This is a genomic window from Caballeronia sp. 11_S32 (genome assembly GCF_056930355.1).
In genome coordinates this window covers 269,812-289,495 of sequence record NZ_JBXOWH010000006.1, presented here as the reverse complement: position 1 = coordinate 289,495, position 19,684 = coordinate 269,812, and the positions used below count along the sequence as shown (strand labels likewise).

Below are 19,684 nucleotides of genomic sequence, written 5' to 3'. Positions count from 1 at the left end.
CGGCTTGCGTAGCGTCCCACGGGAAGGATGAAATTCTTGCGCAAATTGATGCCCTTCGAATCTGTTGCACGCCGAGTCTCGCGACCCGCCGATCCAAGTCGCGACCACTCAGGCGCCCATGACCTCGGGCGGATGTTTCGCAACGTAGCGCCCAGGCGCCGGTTCGATCGGCTTATAGGTTGCGTTGCCCGGCTTTTTCGGCGCCGATATCGGCTTGCCCGCGTGCGATTGGAGCCAGGTGATCCAGTGCGTCCACCAGCTTCCCGGTTGCGACTTCGCTGACTCCAGCCAGGCTTGCGCATCGCCGCCCAGCGTGCCGTCGATCCAGTAGCTGCGCTTGTTCTTCGACACCGGATTGATCACGCCCGCGATATGACCGCTCGCACCGAGCACGAACTGCGTGTCGCCGCCGATGAGCTGGGTCGATCGATAGGCGCCCTTCCACGGCACGATGTGATCTTCCTGCGTGCCGAAAATATAGCTCGGCATGTCTATCTTGCCGAGATCCACCGGCGTGTCGCAGATGGAGAGCCGGCCCGCCTTGCACAGGTTGTTCTCCAGATACATGTTGCGCAGATACCAGGCGTACATCGGGCCGGGCAGATTCGTGCCGTCGGCGTTCCAGTAGAGCAAGTCGAACGCTTGCGGTGCGCCGCCCTTCAGATAGTTGTTCACGACATACGGCCAGATCAGATCGTTGGCGCGCAAGGTCTGGAACACGAAACCGAGTTCGCCGCCCGAATAGATGCCGCCGCGCCCGATGGTGTGCTCGCGCTGTGAAACGCCCCGCTCGTCGATGAAGACGCCGAGGTCGCCCGGATCGCTGAAATCGAGCATCGTCGTCAGAAGCGTGAGGCTCGCGACCGGTTCGTCGCCACGCGCGCGCAGCACGGCGAGCGCCGACGATAGAATCGTTCCGCCGACACACCAGCCCACCGCGTTGACCTTGTCGGCGCCACTGATCGCCCGGCCAACTTCGATCGCCTTGATTGCGCCTTTTTCAACGTAGTCGTCCCACGTGATGTGGCCGAGTTCGGCGTCAGGATTGCGCCACGACACGAGAAACACGGTCTGGCCCTGCTCGGCCGCAAAGCGTACGAAAGAATTCTCCGGTTGCAAATCGAGGATGTAGAACTTGTTGATGCACGGCGGCACGATCACGAGCGGCCGCTCGGCGACCTTTTCCGTGAGCGGCGCATACTGGATCAACTGAAACAGCTCGTTCTCGAAGACCACCGAGCCTTTCGACACCGCCACGTTGCGGCCAACTTCAAAGGCTTTTTCATCGGTGATCGAGATGCGTCCGCGCTTCAGGTCTTCGAGCAGATTTGCAAAGCCCGTGCGCATGCTCTCGCCCTGCGTTTCGACGGCCGTCTGTATCGCCTCGGGATTCGTGGCGGCAAAGTTGGCAGGGCTCATCGAGTCGATGAACTGGCGTGCGTAGAAGCGCAGCTTGTGCTTTTCCTTCTCGCTGACGCCAGACGCCTCGACCATGTCGTTGAGCAATCGCGCGTTGAGCAGGTACGTCTGCTTGAGCAGGCTGTACCAGGGGTTCGCGCTCCAGGCCACGGCGTTGAAGCGTCGATCACCGCGCTCGGGCTGGACCGCCGGCTCCGATTTCTGTCCCGTTGCATTCGCAATCATGCCAGCGTACAGCGCCATCTGCTGTTGCCAGTAATGCGCTTGTGCCTGCGCCAGCGCGAGCGTGGGGAGATTCGCGGAAGTCGCAGGCGCTCCGCCGAACTGGCCAGACGCGCCGGTGTAGGCCTGCAGTAACGTCTGACCGGCTTTGAAGAATCCCTGGATAAACTCGTCCGGCATGTTGAAGGGCGCGGCCATACTGTCTCCCGAGAATTATGATTACCGCCCCCGTCAGGGCAAGACTGCTCGCGTGACGGGCGCAGGGGTGTGCGCTATTTGCGCTGGAGCATCTGTTGGATCTCCGCCGCATGTTCATTCGCACGCTTGGTGAGACTTGCCATTGCCTCGACTTGCGACTTGCGTGCAATTTCGGCCAGATCCTTGATGTCCTCGACCGCCTTCAGACACGCATTGCGCGCCACTTCGGCGTGCTTCCCAGGGTCCGTCGCGCCGACCTGTGCGGCTGCCTGAATGTCCTGCATGGCCTGCGTCAGCATCTCGGTCTGCTTGCGGGCGAACGCCTGCATTGCCTCATACGCGGACTTGTTTGCCTCGACGATCGCCTCGATGTCCTTCTTGCGCGACTCGACCAACGCGGACATATCGACGCCCGGAACCTTGAACTGCTCAAGCACCTTCGCCAAGTCGCCAAAGGGATTTGTTTGTTCAGTCATGACCGTCTCCTGGGTTTTTACGAGAACTACGTCCTTCGAGCTTACACCCAATGTTGAGCGACATCGGAATCACAAGCACATCGTAACCATGACGCAGCGAGAGTCTCGGTCGAAGCGTCACTTAGGTGTAAGACACCATACATAACAACGACTTTCTATCGATTTTTTTTGCAAAGCGTCGGTCCTTTTGGCTTCCGAGCAGCGCGCTCAGACGTTCCCAAAGCAGACGTACTTTGCCTCCAGATATTCTTCGATGCCGAAATGCGCGCCTTCGCGGCCCATGCCGGACTCTTTGGTGCCTCCGAACGGCGCAACTTCATTAAAGACAAGGCTGTCGTTTATGCCGACCACGCCGCATTCGAGCGACTCCATGACTCTGAAGGCGCGATTCAGATCCTTCGTGTAGAAGTACGCGGCGAGTCCGGTGCGTGTGTTGTTAGCGAGCGCTACGACGTCGTCTTCATGCCTGAAACGCAACACGCTCGCAATGGGACCAAGAATCTCATCGCCGCACACGCTCATGTGCGGATCGACGTCGATGAGCACGGTTGGTTTGAAGAAGGTCGCGCCTGGCGCGAGACACGCTCCGCCTGTCGCGATGTTAGCGCCGGCGCGCACCGCGTCATCGACGAGTTGCTCGATTCGCGCGACAGCGGCATTGTTGATGAGCGGGCCGATCTGTGCCCCTTCCGCCATACCATCGCTCACTTTCATGCTTGCGACCGTCGATACAAGCTTTTCGACGAAGCTATCGTAGATGTCCTCGTGCACGAAGAACCGGTTCGCGCACATCGCGGCTTGGCCCGAATGGCGAAAACGCGCGTCGACCGCGCCCTTCACGGCCAGATCAATGTCCGCGTCCTGGAACACGATGAACGGGCAATTCGCACCCAGTTCGAGCGACACTTTCTTGACAGTCTCTGAGCACAGCGCCATCAGCCGCTTGCCTTCCTCGATGGAACCCGTGAAGGCGATCTTTCGCACGCGCTCGTCCGACACCATCACAGATCGGATCGTTTCGCCGGTGCCAGTCAGCACGGATAGCACGCCGCGCGGCAAGCCAGCGTTTTCGCCAAGCACGGCGAGCGCGAGCGCAGAGAAAGGCGTCTGCGGATCGGCATGGTGCACGACCGTGCAGCCCGCAGCGAGCGCCGCACCTACTCGCCGCGCGACCATCGACAAAGGGAAAGTCCAAGAGGTGATCGCGCCGCATACGCCGACGGGCTGATGCAGCACGCGAATACGTTGATTACGGCGTGGAGCGGCGATGTTGTCGCCGTAGATGCGGCGTGCTTCCTCGGCAAACCATTAAAGGTAATTCGCCGCCTGGGTGACTTCCCCCCGCGCTTCATGCAGCGGCTTGCCTTGCTCGCTGCACAGCAGGATGGCGAGGTCTTCGCGGTGGCTTTCGACAAGACGCGCCCACTCGCGTAACACCGATGCCCGCTCGCGGCTGCTCCAGCCGCGCCAGTCAGACAGCGCCCCGTGAGCGCAGTCGATCGCTTCGCTCACCTGTTGCGCCGTCACCTGCGGCACGGAGCCGATGATCTCCCCCGTCGACGGATTGGTCACCGGCACGCGTGGTAGCGATGTGCTGTCGACCCAGTTGCCGCCGATATACGCCGCCTGTTCAAAAAGACCCGGGCAGTGCAGTTGCATGACCCACCTCACTCTTTGTCGACGCATCGAGCGTGCGCCCTATAAATCAGTCGCCCTAGATTTGCGCAGTGTTCTCGTTTAAGGCTTCCGCGGTGACGGCCAAGCACCGCGCGCCGTGTCGTCTACTCCATCATGACCAGCTCAAAACTGTCTGACGTTGACGCCAGCGACACACGTCTGCTGCATATGCCCCTTGCCTTTCGCTTTCGATCAAGGGCTACAGCGCTGCGCGTAGAACGTCCGCCTGATTGGACGGCGTTACCACCTACCCTAATTCTTCAGAGAAGTAGGGTCGTGGTTTGATTACGCGCTAGCGCTTGCGGCGTCGACAATGCTCTGCGCGCGCAACACGACCGGGCGATCCACCATTTTGCCGTCTACGGACACGGCTGCGCCGACAGCCTCACGAGACGCCTCCAGTACCCGGTGCGCCCACTCGATGTCTTGCGCAGACGGTGCGTAAGACTGGTTCACCGTTGCCACTTGCTTCGGATGAATACAGAGCTTGCCGGAAAAGCCCCAGCGCTTGCCATTCAAGGTATCGCGCGCCAGTTGGCCAACGTCTTCAATGTTGGTGGTCACACCATCGATGGGCGGGCGGATACCCGCTACCCGCGACACCATGGCCAACTTCGCACGGTGGATGTTCAGGTCATCGTTGTCCAGTTCCATGTTCAGATCGACCATGAAATCCAGCGTCCCGAACATGAGTTGCTTCACGAACGGCGCCTTGGCAATTTGCAACGCGTTCCACATACCCTGAGCGCTCTCGATCAACGGGAACACGGGAATTCTCCGTTTGACCAGTGCCACAAGCGCAGTCACATCTTCGGCGCACTCCGCTTTAGGCAGAACGATGCCCGCCACGCCCGGCAATTTGCCAAGCAGCGCGTCCTGCTCGAACCACGGCGTGTATCTGGCGTTGATGCGAACCAGCACTTGGCGGTCGGCACGTGCCCACTCGGCAATTGAGCGACGCGCCTCACCCTTATGATCCAGCGCGACCGCGTCTTCCAGATCGATGATCACGGCATCCGCGCCGCTCGTGAGTGCTTTGTCGAATCGCTCCGGCTTGCTGCCCGGTACAAACAGAAAAGTACGGTGTGACGACATGGTAGTTCCTCGTCGAGTCTCGGTCATCGGGTTTCCAGACGGGCGCTCGCCTGCATGGCGAGCGCCCCGTGCGCATCGATCACGCGCATGCTTAAACGGGTTTTGGTCGCATCGGTCCATGCTTGCAACTCGAACGTTTCATCGACGAAGACCGGACTTACGCCTTTGAATTCAAACTCGATCAAGTGCCGCTCGGGCGAGCACGCGCGAGCGAAGTTCTGCAGTAAGGTGGCATTCAACGGACCATGCACAACGAGATTGCGATAGCCCTCAACATCGCACGCGTAAGGCTTGTCATAGTGAATGCGATGCCCGTTGAAGGTCAGTGCCGAATAGCGAAACAGCAAGGTGCTATCGGCGGTTACCCGTTTGCTGTATTCGACGGGCGCATCCGGCGCGGACGGGCTCGGCGACGCAGACGACGAACTCGCCTCGCGATACACGATGTCCTGCTCCTCGATGATGCAAACTTCACCGCTGACTTCGGTGCGATGCTCGACCGTCACGAAGCAGAGCTTGCCCGCGCGCCCTTTCTTGTTCGCAAGCTTCGCGATGTGGCTCGTGCGTGACGCTTCCTCACCGATGGGCACATCGCGCAAATACTGAATTCGACTGCCCGCCCACATGCGCCGGGGCAACGGCACAGGTGGCAGGAAACTGTCCGGCGTGTCGCGACGCGGATGTCCATCGGCCGCGAGCTGGGCGCGCGGCGCGACCGGATTGAAGAACAGCCATTGCCAGCCGGCGGGCAGCGATGTGCCGTCGGTGAATTCCGTCGGCAGATCGAGGGCTGCAGCGAGCGCTTGCACGCGCTGTCCATCGATGCGTTCTCGAAGCACTTCCGTGCGCCTGGTCCAGCCTGGGTAGAGACTGAGGTTGTCGATATCCATTGCTTTCTCGGGTCTGTTTTCAGTCGGCGCGTCGCTCATTTCTCGCCTGCCAATTCAGCGGCGGCCGACGAGTGCTTTTTTTGCTTGGCTCCCGAACGGGCGGCGAGCAGTAGCACCCCACCCAACATGCCCGCAACCCCCAGCGCGACGAAGGAAGGTCCGAAGCTCGGCGACAGCGACTTCGCATAACCCACGAGCAGGGGTCCAAGGAATTGCCCGAGGAAGCTACCGCCTCCAATCACGACACCCACTGCAGGCACTGCCTTCCGAAGCGGAAGAATTTCTGTCAGATACGACGAGATGAGCGGCGTGGGCATCTTGAGCATGAAACCCACCGCGAGAATCAGCGCAATCTGCAGATAGAGCAAATGCGTTGAAACACCCGCGAGCACACACAAGGACGCACCGGAGATGATCATCGGCACAGCGGCATGCCAGCGACGTTCCTGACCGTGCTTGTCGGAGCGGTTCGTGATGTAGTAGATGCCGAGCATCGACATCACAAACGGTGCGCCCGACAACACCCCGACCATCATCCCGCTGATGCGGTCATCGGACTTGAAAATGGTCGGGAGCCAAAGCGTCAAGCCGTAAAGAATGATCTGGCTGCACGCAAAGCCGACCAAAAGCATCCACACCGAAGGCTCTTTGAAGATGGTCAGCCACGAATCGACGTCCTTATCCTTGTGCGTCGCCTGTTCCTCGGCGAGATGCTGCTCAATCGTTGCGCGGTCAGGCGCAGACAACCAGCGCGCGGCTTCGAGATTGCGCGGGATCGCGAAGAACCAGACAGCGCAGAAGAGAATGGCAGGCAAACCTTCGACAATCATCATCACGCGCCAGTTGTAATGCGCGAGCACGGCCGCAGAGATCGGTCCAGCCAGAAAGCCACCGGCGGCAACGCTCAGATTCCACACGCCAAATGCACGGCCGCGCTCAGGCTTCAGGAACCACTGCGCAAGCAGCATCGAGGTAGCCGCGTAGATCGGCCCTTCAGCGAGGCCCAGCACAAAGCGGATAGCGAGCAACTCTTCGAAGGTCCGGGCGAAGCCGGTCGTCATTGCGATGGCGCCAAAAAGCACGAGACACACGCCGATCAGCTTACGCGGCCCGAACCGCAGAGCGAGCAAGCCGGCCAGCAGCTGCGTGATGATGTAGCCCCATGCAAAGGCGCCGCCAATCCACCCGCCTTGCACGGGCGTCAGATGCATTTCCTTAGTGATGTACGGTAGCGCCATGCCCACGTTGACGCGGTCGAAAAACGAAATCATGTACATGATGAAGGCCGCGGGCATAATAATTAGCCAGCGCTTCTTCAGTGTGTCTGGTACGGACATTCCGAGGTTCGCATTCATTTGCGTGTCTCCTGCCTTATCTCGTGGTAATGGTTTAGCCGATCGTCGGATCGCGGTCGGGCCCGGCGACAACGCCCGCGTCGTGCAGACGTCCGATTGCGCCGCTGTCGAGCCCGAGCAATTCGTGCAGTACTTCGTCCGTATGCGTGCCGAGGTAAGGCGCAGCTTTCATCGCTTCTCGCTGCAATGCTGGTGCCCGCACGGTGGCGCCCGCGCTCAGGTGTTCGCCGATGCCCGGTGTGTTCACACGTTCAAACACAGGGTTCGCGAGCGATGCACGGCGATCATTCGCCAGCAATTCCGTCACCGTCTGATATTGTCCCCAGCAGACCTTGTTTTCTTCGAGCGTGGCCTTCGCTTCATGCAACTTGCGCTGCGCAAACCACGGTTCGATCAGGGCCGCGATCTCATCGCGCGCTTCAAAACGCTGCGCTTCGTCGGCGAAGTCGAGGCCGAGGCGCGATTGCAGCGCGGATACTGCGTCAGCGATGCCGCAGCATTGGACAAGTGATTTCCACTGGCCCGCGGAAATCGCTACCACCATCACGCGTTGCCCGTCCTGTGTCGCAAAATCGCGGCCGAACGCGCCGTAGAGATGGTTGCCAATGGACGGCCGGTCTTGCTGCAACAATTCAGCTTCGCTCATTACACCCAGATGCGACAGCGCGCTAAACGCCACATCGGAAAGCGCGAGCTTCAGTTCGCTGCCCGAGCCAGTCGCGCGTCGATGATTCAGCGCCGCCAGCACTGCGAAGGAGGCCTGATAGGCGCACGCAATATCCCATGCCGGCAACACGTGATTCACCGGATGCTGTACCGAGCCACCGCCCGTCACCGCAGGGTAACCAGTCGCGCAATTGACGGTGTAATCGACGGCGGTGCTGCCATCGCCGTTGCCCTGGATCGTGCAGGTGATGACATCCTGACGACGCTTCTCGAGCACCTCATGCGCGAGCCACGGCGTACCGATGTTGGTGAGGAGCACGCCGGCATCTTCACCGGGCGCGGTCACGAGCGCCTGGATGAGCTCGCGGCCCTCGGGCTTGCGCAGATCGATTGCGATTGACCGTTTGCCCTTGTTGAGCGACGTCCAGTAAAGGCTGCGCCCACGACCATCGGGATGCGGCATGCGCGGCATGCGCCCGTAGTCGATGCCGCCACCGATCATGTCGATGCGAATTACGTCCGCGCCGTATTGAGCGAGTGTGAGTCCCGCGAGCGGCGCCGCGATGAACGCCGAACTCTCGATCACGCGCAGCTTGTTGATGAAGGGGTAAGTCATGGCGTTATCCGAAGTTGGGCGTGCGTTTGTCGAGGAACGCACTGACACCTTCTCTCGCATCGTCCGAGCAGAAGATGTGATCGCTTTCCATCAGCGATTGCGCGACGAGCGCGGCTTCTGGGGCATCGAAGCAGGCATTGATGAGGCGTTTCGCGGCGCGCATGGCGTGAGTCGGCTGCTTCGCAATCGTCGCCGCAAGCGCTTCGGCTTGCTGCAACGCCTCGCCGCTAGGCACAACCTCGTTGACGAGGCCCCAGTCAAGCGCGGTGCGCGCGTCGATCGGCTCGCCCGTGAGAACCATCCGCTTGGCGCGTGCCTCGCCGATCTTGCGCGCGATGCGATACGTTCCGCCGCTGCTTGGGAAGAGACCGAGCTTGATCTCCGGCAAGCACAGCCGCACCTGCTCTTCCGCGACAATCATGTCGCAACACGCGGCGATTTCCAGACCACCGCCGTAGGTGTAGCCGTTGAGTGCGGCGATCGTCGGCTTCGGAAAACTGCGTAGCAGTTCGAAGACCTTGTTCTGGAAAATGAGCTTTTTCTCGAGCACGGCGCCCGGCGTGAGCATCTCTTTGATTTCGGTGATGTCGGAGCCCGCGCAGAAGGCACGCTCACCCGCGCCGGTCAGCACGATGGCGCGCACTTCATTGTCACGTTCGAGTTCGCGCAACGCCGCGTACAGTTCACGCGTGAGGGGCGCCGAGACAACGTTCATCGGCGGGTTATCGAGTGTCACCACCGCGTAACGGCCGCTGCGTTGCACTCGGATCTTTGAAGACGTCGTCATCTTGCCTCTCCTACGCTAACGTCGAAATGGGTTAAACGTGAGTGAATATGGGTCGCTTGCATTGCGCGGTCGCGGCGAAGCCCACTCGCGCACGGCGACAACGCAATGTTTGGGTGTTGATCGGAGCTCATCGGGGGACGCCTTCAGACGGTGATGCCGTACTGTTTCAGCTCGGCCTCGGTGTAGCCCAGCTGCTCGATCAGGACTTCGCGGTTGTGCGCGCCAAGCGCCGGTCCCGCCGATTCGATACGACCCGGCGTTTCCGTCAGACGCCCAACCACGTTCTGCATCCCGATCGGGGCGCCAAGTTCCGCGTCGGGTATGTGGCAGATGTTCTCGCGTGCCTTGATCTGTTCATCTTCGAAGATCATCGACACGTCGTTCACGGGTGCAGCCGTCGCACCCAGTTCCTCAGAGCGGTGCATGACCGTGTCGAGGTCCATGCGACCGATGGAGAGCTGGATCTGCTCATCGAGCGCTTTGTCGTTATCGAGCCGCGCGCGGTTGGTGGCGAAGCGTGGATCTTCAATCAGGTCCGTCCGGTCAATCATTTCGCAAATGCGCTCGAACGCTGCCTGAGAGCTACCCGCAATCGCGAGCCACTTGCCGTCTTCCGTCTGGTAGGTGTTGCGGGGCGCGGTGAACGGCAAGCGACTGCCGTTGCGCTCCTGAATCATGCCAAGCTGGTCGTAGTTGACGACGTGCGGTCCGAGCAACGTCAGCAAGGTTTCATAGATCGCCAGGTCGACCACCTGACCGCGTCCCGTGCGGCGCTTTTCATTCAGCGCGACCATCGCCAGGAAGGCCGCCATCATGCCGGTGCTGGCGTCGCCCAGCGCGAAGCCAGGCAGAAGCGGCGGCTGATCCGGATTGCCGCTGATAAAGGCATAACCCGCATAGGCTTCGGCGAGCGTGCCAAAGCCGGGGCGGAAGCGATACGGTCCGGTTTGGCCAAAGCCGGTGATACGCACCATGATTAGACCCGGATTGATTTCCTTGAGCACGTCATAGCCGAGACCCCACTTCTCCAGCGTTCCGGTCCGGTAGTTCTCAATGACGATGTCCACGTCCTTCACCAGACGCTTGACCGCCTCGACACCGATCTGCGTCTTCAGATCCAACGTCACCGACCGCTTGCCACGGTTGAGCACCTTATAAAACAGGCCAACGCCGTCTTTCGTTTCGCCCCAGCGGCGAATTTCGTCACCCACTTGGGGACGTTCAACCTTGAGGACGTCCGCGCCATGATCGGCGAGGAACATGCCGCACATCGGCGCGGCGAGGAAATTGGAGATGTCGAGCACGCGCACGCCTTCGAGGGCGCGGGAGGGTTTGACGGTGAAATCAGCAGTGGTCATGGAAGTTGTCCGGTTGTTCCAATGTACGTACATTCTGACAGGCGTACCGATGCCCTGAAAGTCGGGGAAACCCGCGGCCAACCTTACCGTTTACTTCTGATTTTTGAGCAAGAGCAGCTCGGCGGCGAAACGCCTTGGCCGACGGGCCGATTTGGTAGGCTGTTTGGCGGTCATCCCTTATGCAAATCGCCGTTTAGCGAAATGTCCGCGCCGGCCGAGAATCCGGATTCTTCTGAGGCCAGCCAGGCGACCATCAAGCCGATCTCGCCGGGCATGCCCGGCGGCGCATCATCGGTCCGATGCGCCGATTGGATGCACGATCGCGATGACGCCGCCGTTCACGCTGATATTCGACCGATCCCAGCTCATCTGCTTGTGCACCGCCAGCGCCTGCGCCGCGAACGCACGTTGATTTCCATCAGGTCCAGAGTTCACGCGCCAGCCCGCGCGCTCCACCGACACGCAATGATTTTCTCAGCGTTATCATAAGTAATACGAACAATTTAGCGCGCTACTCTGCGGATTTCACAGAGTCATTTAACTATATGTAGCGTCGCTCAAGCACATGCAGCCAGGAACGAGGACCAGGCGTGATCGGCGCTGGTACCAACGTTCATTCGGCTAAGCGAGGTTTGACGAGCGGATGAGAGCCGCTGTGTGCATGCAGATCTTTGAAGACGTCGACATCTCATATCCCGTTCGATTAAGCCTGGTCGTCCGCTACTCTAAAGCGAGCCGACTGCGTGTAGCGGCTTCGAGGATAAAAGCTCACGGTAACCTGGATCAAAGACTGGTTTCCATCGTAGTAGAACCGTGTCATCTGCAATGCTGCCTCGCCTGGCGTCGCCTGCAGTACGGAGGCGAGCTCCCCGTCCAGGACGGTCGCAGTGACGTCCTGACGAATCTCCCGTACCCGTACGTTGAACATCTTCTCGATGTTCTGGTATACAGGGGTGTTCGAAACTGGCGGTTTGACTTGTGCGGCCGCATAACGGGGATGAACGTACACCCGAACATAGCTCATGGGTACATCGGAACCTGGCGTCTTCCGTAAAAATGTCGCCTCCGACATCAGAAGCCCTGGCTTACACTCAATTTGCTCGGCCAACGTCGCATCGACGACCACCTCGCGGATCGACAACGCGTGCATTTCCGTATTCCCGACGAACTGCAGCAGATCTTCTGTGGAATTAACGGCATTAAATTGTTGCTGCTTCTGCGCCGGACCGCGAACAATGGTTCCGATGCCCGGATGCGACGAGATTAATCCTTGGTCGCGCAACATTCGCAGCGCGAATCGCACAGTTTGCCGGCTTACCCCGTAGCGCTCTGTCAGTTCCTTCTCGGAAGGCAGAATGCTCGACGGGACGTACTTGCCGTCGTGGATTTCGCGCGAAAGAATTTCTGCGAGCGCAGCGTACATGGGTTGTTGGCCTGCACTGCGCGTGAGCCGCTCCTGAGCCGCAGTTTCTGTATTGATCGCCATGGCGTCCTTCTGTGAGGCGCGGCACCAGCCTGACCGACGGCCGATGAGCTTGGTGCGCGCCATATGAACGTATATTCGCTCATTTTCGGCGCACGGTGACGACAACGCAATGCTTGATTGATGATCGGAGCTCATCGGCGGGCGCTTTCAGACGGTGATGCCGTACTGTCTCAACTCGGCCTCGGTGTAGCCCAGCTGCTCAATCGGGGATACCCGCGGCGTTTAAATGGGCGGCACGCCCGAGCGACTCCCAACCCGCGGGCCGCGCGGGATCCGTTGGCGCGGTGTGGAAATAACGAGGCTGACCGTGTTGTTTGACGGCACGTTCGAAGCTGTTTTAAACGATCGACTTCAGCAGACGCGCCATTTCCGACGGGTTCTTCGTGACCTTGATGCCGCACGCGTCCATGATTTCCAGCTTCGCGTCCGCCGTGTCCGCGCCGCCCGAGATCAGCGCGCCGGCGTGGCCCATGCGCTTGCCCGGAGGCGCCGTCACGCCCGCGATGAAGCCGACGACCGGCTTCTTCATGTTGTCCTTGATCCAGTAGGCGGCGTTCGCTTCGTCCGGGCCGCCGATCTCGCCGATCATGATGACGGCGTCCGTTTCCGGATCGTCGTTGAACATCTTCATCACGTCGATGTGCTTGAGACCGTTGATCGGATCGCCGCCGATACCCGCCGCCGACGACTGGCCGAGGCCGAGCGCCGTCAACTGGCCGACTGCTTCGTACGTCAGCGTGCCCGAACGCGACACGACGCCGATGCGGCCCTTCTTGTGGATGTGGCCCGGCATGATGCCGATCTTCAGCTCGTCCGGCGTGATCGTGCCGGGGCAGTTCGGTCCGAGCAGCAGCGTCTTGCGGTTTTCGCGGCGCATGCGGTCCTTGATTTCGAGCATGTCGCGAACCGGAATGCCTTCCGTGATGCAGATCGCGAGATCGAGATCGGCCTCGACGGCTTCCCAGATCGCGGCGGCCGCGCCCGCGGGCGGCACGTAGATCACCGACACGGTCGCGCCGGTTTCAGCCTTCGCTTCCTTCACGGATGCGTAGATGGGGATGCCTTCGAAATCTTCGCCGGCCTTCTTCGGGTTCACGCCCGCGACGTACGCTTCACGGCCGTTCGCGTATTCGCGGCACGCGCGCGTGTGAAACTGGCCGGTCTTGCCGGTGATGCCCTGCGTGATGACCTTCGTGTCTTTGTTGATCAGAATCGACATGTAGTGACCTCTGTTCGTTTGGCGTCGCTATATGAGTACAGCGGCGCCATTCGTATCTGGTGGAACGCTCTCTTAAGGCAACAAGCGCACGCGCTTACTTGCCTTGGGCAGCCGAAACGACCTTCTGCGCGGCTTCTTCCATGCTGTCCGCCGAGATGATCGGCAGGCCCGAGTCCGCCAGCATCTTCTTGCCGAGGTCTTCGTTCGTGCCCTTCATGCGCACGACGAGCGGCACCTTCAGGTCCACCGCCTTCGACGCCGCGATCACGCCTTCCGCGATCACGTCGCAGCGCATGATGCCGCCGAAGATGTTCACCAGAATCGCCTTCAGGTTCGGATTCTTCAGCATCAGCTTGAACGCTTCCGTGACCTTCTCGGTCGTGGCTCCGCCGCCGACGTCGAGGAAGTTGGCCGGTTCGCCGCCGAACAGCTTGATGGTGTCCATCGTCGCCATCGCGAGACCCGCGCCGTTCACGAGACAGCCGATGTTGCCGTCGAGCGAGATGTACGCGAGGTCGAACTTCGAGGCTTCCACTTCAGCCGGATCTTCTTCGTCCAGATCGCGATACGCGACGATTTCCGGATGACGGAAGAGCGCGTTCGAATCGAAGTTGAACTTGGCGTCGAGCGCGATGACCTTGCCGTCGCCGGTCACGATCAGCGGGTTGATTTCCGCGAGCGATGCGTCGGTCTCGAAGAACGCCTTGTACAGACCTTGCAGGATCGCGCGCGCTTGCGGGATCGATGCGTCCGGAATGCCGATCTTGCGTGCGAGGTCATCGGCGTCCGCGTCCTGCAGACCCGTCGACGGCTCGACGGCGAACTTGTGCAGCAGTTCCGGCGTCTTTTCCGCGACCTCTTCGATGTCCATGCCGCCTTCGCTCGACGCCATCACGACGATCTTCTGCGAAACGCGATCGAGCACGAGGCCGACGTACAGTTCCTTCTTGATGTCCGCGCCTTCTTCGATCAGCAGGCGATTCACCTTCTGGCCTTCCGGGCCGGTCTGGTGCGTGACGAGCTGCATGCCGAGGATCTGGTTCGCGTACTCGCGAACCTGTTCGATCGACTTCGCGACCTTCACGCCGCCGCCCTTACCACGGCCGCCGGCATGAATTTGCGCCTTGACGACCCAGACCGGGCCGCCCAGCTCTTCCGCGGCCTTGACCGCATCGTCCACCGAGAACACGGATTTGCCGTGCGGGACCGCGACGCCGAACTTCCGCAGGATTTCTTTACCCTGGTATTCATGAATTTTCATATGTTTCCCTGTGCGAAGGAGTGCCCCTGGTTTCGCGAATGAAAAAATCGGAACACCACAGCATGTACGGCTATACGAATGTCCGTACCTTTAGATCAAATTATGGGTTGGTTTGCACCGTCTGAAAAACTGGGACAAACCCGAAAGGTGAAGCCCTGATCAACACGGCATTCCGGACGGTCGAGATTTGCAAACTTCCATGCGTGGCTTTGCTCCACGCTTCCCTTCAGACGCCGCCTAACGACGACCCCGGAAGCGTTTAGGCCAGGTGGGCGTCAGTGAGCGAGACATTGATGGGTGCCAGCGGTTCGTTCTGGTCGATCGGCAACTGGAAGCGGCGTATGGGAAGGCGCCCGATGCAGCGGTACTACCCGACACTGATCCGTGCCGGCGCTGTTTGGCGACAAGATGGAAAGTCGGTCTGCTTTTAATGACCTATGCCGGGCAGCCAGACATCGAGGCCACCAAAACAAAGCCCGCCATCGCAGGCGGGCAAATGAGAGGGCGGGCGCGATCCAAGCACCCGAAAGAAGTTTCCACCGCCGCGCGGCTCGCTACAAGCGCCGTGGTGAAACGGTGAATTTCACCTCGAGATCGGATGTCAAACTGCCGACGCGGCACTTCGGCCATAGCCGACGCTCGCCGTTAATCCTGTTTGCGGCTACAGCGCGCCGATTCGCTGTCACTCGCGATGCGCGCCGCCGACCAGCTGCCCCCAATCTTCAACACCGGATTAGTGAAGATCACCGACGCGTCGACAGCGAACGCATGACTCTGCGTATCGAGCAAGGCAAGGGCCGCCGCGACCGCTACGCGATGCTATCGCCGGTGTTGCTCAAGCGCCCGCGTGCGTGAGTGGCGCGTGGCCCGTGCGCAGGGCCAGATGCTCGATGGCGGGTGTGCATTTTACCTAGCGCAGCGGGACGAATGTGGGGGTCAGGGAGTGGTAGCGTCGCCGCGCGCCTGGCCCGGTGCCGGTCCTTGCAGGTCCACGTGACCGGGCCGACGGGTGATGCGACGCGCGACACGGAGGCGTTATGACAAAATATCGCCACCCATGACTGTCACGCGAGGAACGTGTTACTATTAATCGTGGAAATCTCATCAATTGAGTTCGCGATGAAAACCCTCGACGTGTCACAGGCCACCGCCGCCGCCCAGGCCGGTGGCGTCCTCAACGCCATCCTGCGAGCCGACGGCGGTCAGTTCTTTATTGAGCTGGAAACTCGCACCGCCGGCACGGTTGTGCTGGTCACCTCCAACAATCGCCGGCCGCGCGCCTTCCGCAATCCGATCAAGGCACTCGAAGTGATTCGGGATCTCGGTGTGGAAAACGGACGCTTCTCGCTTGAAGGGTGGCGCCCCGCCGAGGCTGAACGCGAGCGAGCAAGCCGACCCGACCGTGCGGAGGCGATGAAGCAGACGCACTCGAACGCGGCTGCCTACGAAAAGTGGTTCCGCGAGCAGGTCAAGGAATCGCTGGACGATCCGCGACCGAACGTGCCGCATGCCCAGGTCCAACAGGAAATGGCGGAGAAGAAGGCCGCTCTGCGCAAGCGACTCGCCGCGAGCGGGGCTGAGTCTTGATCGTCGAGTGGCGCGCTCGAGCGCATGAGGATCGCAGCAAGCACTTTGACTACATCGCCGAGGACAACCCTACGGCCGCTCTCGAGTTTGACGACAACATCGAAGCGAAGACCGACTCTCTGCCCGAACACCCCGAACTCTACCGCATCGGCCGAATGCGCGGAACGCGTGAGATGGTATTGGCGGCGAATTACATCCTGGTGTATCGAATACTCAAGCGTAAAGGCATCATCGAAATCGTGCGTATCGTCGGCGCGCGGCAGAATTATCGAAAACGCGTAAAAAATGATAAACCGCGTTGAGGCCATCGGCCAAGCGGCAAACAAGATCATCTCCGACATCAAAACGATCCGTAGGCCGCTCCTGGTGTCGCCGGGGCCGCCTTCGCGTCTCATACGGACTGCTTCTCAAATGCTCAACGATCGGCGCATTCCCGGTTTGGTGCACCGCCGTTGTATTGGACACTCCAGTTTTGAGCCTCTAACAACCGCACTTGCTTAGGTGCCGCTTGAACCCGCCGACGACGCGGGTTTGACGATCGACAGCGTAGAGGAATGGGCGGGAAGGGCAGCGGCGTGACCAGGGATAACATAAAGCCCCTTTAACATATGCTCGAGCACCTCGAATCCCGCAATCAATTGTGCCTCCGTATGAGCCGTCCTTTCATGTGCGGCACTGTTGCCCATTCGACGAATGCGATGGAGGATGTCGGCGCCATCCTGCGTAACGTGGCCATGATCTCTTAGTGCGTCGATCTGTTGAATCAACTTGCCGCTCAGCTCTTTTTCTGCGCAGACGGCTTCAACTACAGCTCGAATACCGAGAGCAGCGAGGATGTTGAGCCCAGCACCGAACGCTTTGTGGGCCTCCTCGTAGATTTGCATCACATCCTCGGGCAATTCATCGCTTTCGCGCAGCATGGTGCGCGCTGCAGAACGCTCCGGATAGATCATCTCGACTTCAGGATGAAATGGGTTACCCGCGCGATCATGATCCACATCCTCCGAGCAACTTTCGCCCTTACGAAAGCTGATGATGCCGCATCCGCCGCATTGAACAGTTTGGTGGCGCGTCCAAACGGACACACGGTGTTCGCCGTCGTCATCGGAGTACAACGATGCAACTTGCGTCAGTACGGTATGCCGAGTTTTGCTGGAGCAGATTGAACACGGAAGAAAGTGGAAGGCCCCGTTCGGCTGGGAAATGTTGATCGTATCAGGAAAGGACATAGCGGAGCGTCGATTGGTAGCTAAGCGGGATTTAGGAACGGTCAATAGGCCGAAAAACGCCCGTCGCAGAAAGGGCTTCGTTTTCAGCGACACAAAGGAATTTGCGCCCCTTTTCGCAGGCTATGGACTCACATTCGGCAGCGAAATCGATTAGGGTATCTTTCTGTTCTAGGACGCGACATTCGCCCGCGCGGAGCGGAACTGCGCGAGCGAGACGACACATTCCGCGTTAGCGCTAGCGTGAGCCTGTGCGGTCAGGGGCGCAATCTCCATTAGAAGCTCGGGTGTGATCTGCGCGATTGCAGCTATCTCGCTGACCTTACAGCCAAGCTTTTCACGAAGAACGTCCAGCGCATTCGTCAGCAACTCCGGCCTTTCATGCATGATCGATGCGTCCTCCACCTCGGTGTGCCGCTCACCTTTTGCATAAAGGTGACCGATCAACGCTCGCTTGTAGTGTTGCTCGCTGAGAATGCCAAGTTGCCGCGCACGGTAGAGCATCGCCGCCTTGCTCACGCGCCAGCGATACTTCAGCTCGGATAGCGCGATCCAATTAATTTGCGTGCCACCGCGCAGAGCTGGAAATTCCTTGACGAAAGAACTTCGGGGCATGAGGAAGGCACCAGCGAATCTGTTGGCGTCTGCCTCGGTAGCCTTATCGCCCGTTTTTTTCCCGACATGCCCAACGAAATGCCCGAGTTCATGCGCGTGCCCGAATCGGACACGGCATGCAGAAGTGTCACTCCGGCTGCTGACGACGATAGGGCGCGAAGAGGCGATGGAGAGAGCATCGATTTCGCGCGCGGTATTCTCAAACGTGGTGACAACCGCCCCGGCATTCTCCAGCACCCGCACCATATTGCCGATCGGACCTAGTCCCAATCCCCAATGGCTGCGACAACGCTCCGCAGCACGCTCAGCCGCCTCAGGCGAATCAATCGGATATTCGGGAAAGTCGAGCTTGGGCAGCTTCAACTTTGCATCGATCACGGCGACGAAACGTCGAAAGATCTCCCCTTTGGCGATGACCGTCGCCTTATCCGTTGCCTTTGCTCCGAGCAGTCCGCGAAAGTGAAACGCCTCCTCGTTCAGAGCCTGCGGTGCACCTGGATAGAAAAACTTACGATGAACCCGCAGGGCGAAGGCGAGCGCATCCACGAGTTCATCCGTCGGATTGGCCATGCCCGACTCAATGCGCTGAATAAATTGCTTCGACTTGCCAACGGCGACGCCGACGTCGGCAAGCGATAAACTTTGGGCACATCGAACGAGGCGCAGATTGGCCGCGTCAAATCCGGCTGTCATTTCGTACCAGTGTCGGATACGCCCGCATCGTCCGCTTCGCCCGCCGGCAATTCCACACGAGCAGCATCTTGATGAACCTCGGGCGCGAGTTCTTCGTCGGTTGACCGGAGCACACGCACATCGCCGTAGCGCCATTCACATACTGCTTCTTGCTGGGCGTTGAATCCAATGAAGTAGATTTCCAATTCATCGGTATCGCTCACCGGCCGCTCGACGATGAACCGGAAAATCACGGGCTCCATGTCATTCGAAGCAAACAAGCGATCCGTGTCGTTACGGCGCCAGAAGCCTTTCTTAGCAGGCTTATCGTGCTCATCACGGAAGACTCGGAAAGGAATGCCACCTATCTCAAGTGTGAAGTCCATAGCAGAATTCACGAGCTTCAGCCAAGGCAGCTCATCGGACATTCCTAGCCGGATAAAGCGCTGACGGGCACGACCGAAGAATAGTGAGCCTCGACCGTAGCTGCAGTCGTCCTCAGTTATCAACATCGACTCGACCCCGTAGAAGATCTCCTTTAGGTGGCTCGCAAGCAGGTTCAGCCGCTCCTCAGAGAGGTTTGAGTTGGACTTCCACGGCAGGATCATCGACATTGGCGTATTTTCGTTTTATGACAAAATCGTCAACCGGAATTTTGTCGGAAAATGGCGACTTCGTCAACTAAGGTCTTGCGAGTTCCGTCAGCAGTGCGGACGGGCCGATTGGGAGACTGCGCTGGATGGACCCGCGGTCCTTCAATGCTGAATGATGAGACGAACGCAGAGCGCCGTTATAAATAATTTGTTCGGCGACCACGCGGCAGACAACGAATATGGAATATTGACTGAAGTTCATCAGC

Annotated in this window: 16 protein-coding genes and 4 pseudogenes; 3 read left to right on the top strand and 17 right to left on the bottom strand. The window is 59.7% G+C overall.

Annotated elements, in window-relative coordinates; all coding sequences use genetic code 11:
• Positions 1-108: 108 nt before the first annotated feature.
• The 14 genes and pseudogenes from AC1Z32_RS40100 to sucC all read right to left on the bottom strand — a co-directional run bounded on the left by AC1Z32_RS40100 (position 109) and on the right by sucC (position 14,725).
• Positions 109-1,821: a PHA/PHB synthase family protein gene (locus AC1Z32_RS40100; protein ID WP_483484516.1), complete on the bottom strand. Its 1,713-nt coding sequence runs from the start codon at positions 1,819-1,821 to the stop codon at positions 109-111.
• A gap of 92 nt (positions 1,822-1,913) precedes the next feature.
• A complete protein-coding gene (phaP, locus tag AC1Z32_RS40095; RefSeq protein ID WP_483484400.1) occupies positions 1,914-2,315 on the bottom strand; it encodes a TIGR01841 family phasin in 402 nt (133 codons plus the stop codon).
• 207 nt (positions 2,316-2,522) lie between these two features.
• Positions 2,523-3,974: pseudogene (locus AC1Z32_RS40090) on the bottom strand (NAD-dependent succinate-semialdehyde dehydrogenase).
• A 303-nt stretch (positions 3,975-4,277) separates the two neighbouring features.
• The gene (locus AC1Z32_RS40085; protein WP_483484399.1) at positions 4,278-5,087 is read right to left on the bottom strand and encodes an HpcH/HpaI aldolase/citrate lyase family protein; all 810 of its coding nucleotides are present in this window, start codon (positions 5,085-5,087) and stop codon (positions 4,278-4,280) included.
• A gap of 23 nt (positions 5,088-5,110) precedes the next feature.
• Entirely contained in the window at positions 5,111-5,977 is an 867-nt protein-coding gene (locus AC1Z32_RS40080) for an HTD2 family dehydratase (protein ID WP_483484398.1), read from the bottom strand.
• A 35-nt stretch (positions 5,978-6,012) separates the two neighbouring features.
• Positions 6,013-7,332, bottom strand: coding sequence for an MFS transporter (locus tag AC1Z32_RS40075; RefSeq protein WP_483484397.1), 1,320 nt, complete (start codon positions 7,330-7,332; stop codon positions 6,013-6,015).
• Positions 7,333-7,366: 34 nt separating this feature from the next.
• On the bottom strand, positions 7,367-8,614 hold the full coding sequence (locus AC1Z32_RS40070) for a CoA transferase (RefSeq protein WP_483484396.1): 1,248 nt from the start codon (positions 8,612-8,614) through the stop codon (positions 7,367-7,369).
• Between the two features lie 4 nt (positions 8,615-8,618).
• On the bottom strand, positions 8,619-9,401 hold the full coding sequence (locus AC1Z32_RS40065; protein WP_483484395.1) for an enoyl-CoA hydratase/isomerase family protein: 783 nt from the start codon (positions 9,399-9,401) through the stop codon (positions 8,619-8,621).
• Between the two features lie 143 nt (positions 9,402-9,544).
• Complete coding sequence (locus tag AC1Z32_RS40060; RefSeq protein WP_483484394.1) at positions 9,545-10,759, bottom strand: CaiB/BaiF CoA transferase family protein; 1,215 nt, start codon at positions 10,757-10,759, stop codon at positions 9,545-9,547.
• Between the two features lie 170 nt (positions 10,760-10,929).
• Positions 10,930-11,037 (bottom strand): annotated as a pseudogene (locus AC1Z32_RS40055) (beta-ketoacyl-ACP reductase); the annotation flags it as partial.
• 19 nt (positions 11,038-11,056) lie between these two features.
• A pseudogene (locus AC1Z32_RS40050) lies at positions 11,057-11,215 on the bottom strand (acetyl-CoA C-acetyltransferase); the annotation flags it as partial.
• Positions 11,216-11,462: 247 nt separating this feature from the next.
• Positions 11,463-12,245 (bottom strand): GntR family transcriptional regulator, encoded by a 783-nt coding sequence (locus AC1Z32_RS40045; RefSeq protein ID WP_483484393.1) that lies wholly within the window; start codon positions 12,243-12,245, stop codon positions 11,463-11,465.
• 337 nt (positions 12,246-12,582) lie between these two features.
• Positions 12,583-13,464: a succinate--CoA ligase subunit alpha gene (gene sucD, locus AC1Z32_RS40040; RefSeq protein ID WP_483484392.1), complete on the bottom strand. Its 882-nt coding sequence runs from the start codon at positions 13,462-13,464 to the stop codon at positions 12,583-12,585.
• A 94-nt stretch (positions 13,465-13,558) separates the two neighbouring features.
• On the bottom strand, positions 13,559-14,725 hold the full coding sequence (gene sucC, locus AC1Z32_RS40035) for an ADP-forming succinate--CoA ligase subunit beta (RefSeq protein ID WP_483484391.1): 1,167 nt from the start codon (positions 14,723-14,725) through the stop codon (positions 13,559-13,561).
• A 753-nt stretch (positions 14,726-15,478) separates the two neighbouring features.
• On the opposite strand from sucC, the pseudogene AC1Z32_RS40030 reads away from it, so the two are divergent.
• From AC1Z32_RS40030 to AC1Z32_RS40020, 3 genes and pseudogenes are all read left to right on the top strand, one after another.
• Positions 15,479-15,632 (top strand): annotated as a pseudogene (locus AC1Z32_RS40030) (integrase); the annotation flags it as partial.
• Between the two features lie 212 nt (positions 15,633-15,844).
• On the top strand, positions 15,845-16,312 hold the full coding sequence (locus AC1Z32_RS40025; RefSeq protein ID WP_483484390.1) for an antitoxin PaaA2 family protein: 468 nt from the start codon (positions 15,845-15,847) through the stop codon (positions 16,310-16,312).
• Positions 16,309-16,614 carry a type II toxin-antitoxin system RelE/ParE family toxin gene (locus tag AC1Z32_RS40020; protein WP_483484389.1) on the top strand — a complete coding sequence of 102 codons (306 nt, stop codon included), beginning with the start codon at positions 16,309-16,311 and terminating at the stop codon, positions 16,612-16,614. Before AC1Z32_RS40025 ends, AC1Z32_RS40020 begins: the two co-directional genes overlap by 4 nt.
• A 195-nt stretch (positions 16,615-16,809) precedes the next feature.
• Here AC1Z32_RS40020 and AC1Z32_RS40015 read toward each other — a convergent pair whose 3' ends face one another.
• The 3 genes from AC1Z32_RS40015 to AC1Z32_RS40005 all read right to left on the bottom strand — a co-directional run bounded on the left by AC1Z32_RS40015 (position 16,810) and on the right by AC1Z32_RS40005 (position 19,439).
• Positions 16,810-17,541, bottom strand: a complete 732-nt coding sequence (locus AC1Z32_RS40015; protein ID WP_483484388.1) for a DUF4145 domain-containing protein — start codon at positions 17,539-17,541, stop codon at positions 16,810-16,812.
• Positions 17,542-17,709: 168 nt separating this feature from the next.
• A complete protein-coding gene (locus AC1Z32_RS40010) occupies positions 17,710-18,846 on the bottom strand; it encodes a helix-turn-helix domain-containing protein (protein ID WP_483484387.1) in 1,137 nt (378 codons plus the stop codon).
• Entirely contained in the window at positions 18,843-19,439 is a 597-nt protein-coding gene (locus AC1Z32_RS40005) for a hypothetical protein (RefSeq protein ID WP_483484386.1), read from the bottom strand. Before AC1Z32_RS40005 ends, AC1Z32_RS40010 begins: the two co-directional genes overlap by 4 nt.
• Positions 19,440-19,684 lie beyond the last annotated feature (245 nt).

What these genes read in the sequence shown, in the direction of transcription:
- AC1Z32_RS40100 (WP_483484516.1), bottom strand. Translation starts at nt 1,821, where the DNA reads ATGCCGGACGAGTTTATCCAGGGATTCTTCAAAGCCGGTCAGACGTTA.
- phaP (WP_483484400.1), bottom strand. Translation starts at nt 2,315, where the DNA reads ATGACTGAACAAACAAATCCCTTTGGCGACTTGGCGAAGGTGCTTGAG.
- AC1Z32_RS40085 (WP_483484399.1), bottom strand. Translation starts at nt 5,087, where the DNA reads ATGTCGTCACACCGTACTTTTCTGTTTGTACCGGGCAGCAAGCCGGAG.
- AC1Z32_RS40080 (WP_483484398.1), bottom strand. Translation starts at nt 5,977, where the DNA reads ATGGATATCGACAACCTCAGTCTCTACCCAGGCTGGACCAGGCGCACG.
- AC1Z32_RS40075 (WP_483484397.1), bottom strand. Translation starts at nt 7,332, where the DNA reads ATGAATGCGAACCTCGGAATGTCCGTACCAGACACACTGAAGAAGCGC.
- AC1Z32_RS40070 (WP_483484396.1), bottom strand. Translation starts at nt 8,614, where the DNA reads ATGACTTACCCCTTCATCAACAAGCTGCGCGTGATCGAGAGTTCGGCG.
- AC1Z32_RS40065 (WP_483484395.1), bottom strand. Translation starts at nt 9,401, where the DNA reads ATGACGACGTCTTCAAAGATCCGAGTGCAACGCAGCGGCCGTTACGCG.
- AC1Z32_RS40060 (WP_483484394.1), bottom strand. Translation starts at nt 10,759, where the DNA reads ATGACCACTGCTGATTTCACCGTCAAACCCTCCCGCGCCCTCGAAGGC.
- AC1Z32_RS40045 (WP_483484393.1), bottom strand. Translation starts at nt 12,245, where the DNA reads ATGGCGATCAATACAGAAACTGCGGCTCAGGAGCGGCTCACGCGCAGT.
- sucD (WP_483484392.1), bottom strand. Translation starts at nt 13,464, where the DNA reads ATGTCGATTCTGATCAACAAAGACACGAAGGTCATCACGCAGGGCATC.
- sucC (WP_483484391.1), bottom strand. Translation starts at nt 14,725, where the DNA reads ATGAAAATTCATGAATACCAGGGTAAAGAAATCCTGCGGAAGTTCGGC.
- AC1Z32_RS40025 (WP_483484390.1), top strand. Translation starts at nt 15,845, where the DNA reads ATGAAAACCCTCGACGTGTCACAGGCCACCGCCGCCGCCCAGGCCGGT.
- AC1Z32_RS40015 (WP_483484388.1), bottom strand. Translation starts at nt 17,541, where the DNA reads ATGTCCTTTCCTGATACGATCAACATTTCCCAGCCGAACGGGGCCTTC.
- AC1Z32_RS40010 (WP_483484387.1), bottom strand. Translation starts at nt 18,846, where the DNA reads ATGACAGCCGGATTTGACGCGGCCAATCTGCGCCTCGTTCGATGTGCC.
- AC1Z32_RS40005 (WP_483484386.1), bottom strand. Translation starts at nt 19,439, where the DNA reads ATGTCGATGATCCTGCCGTGGAAGTCCAACTCAAACCTCTCTGAGGAG.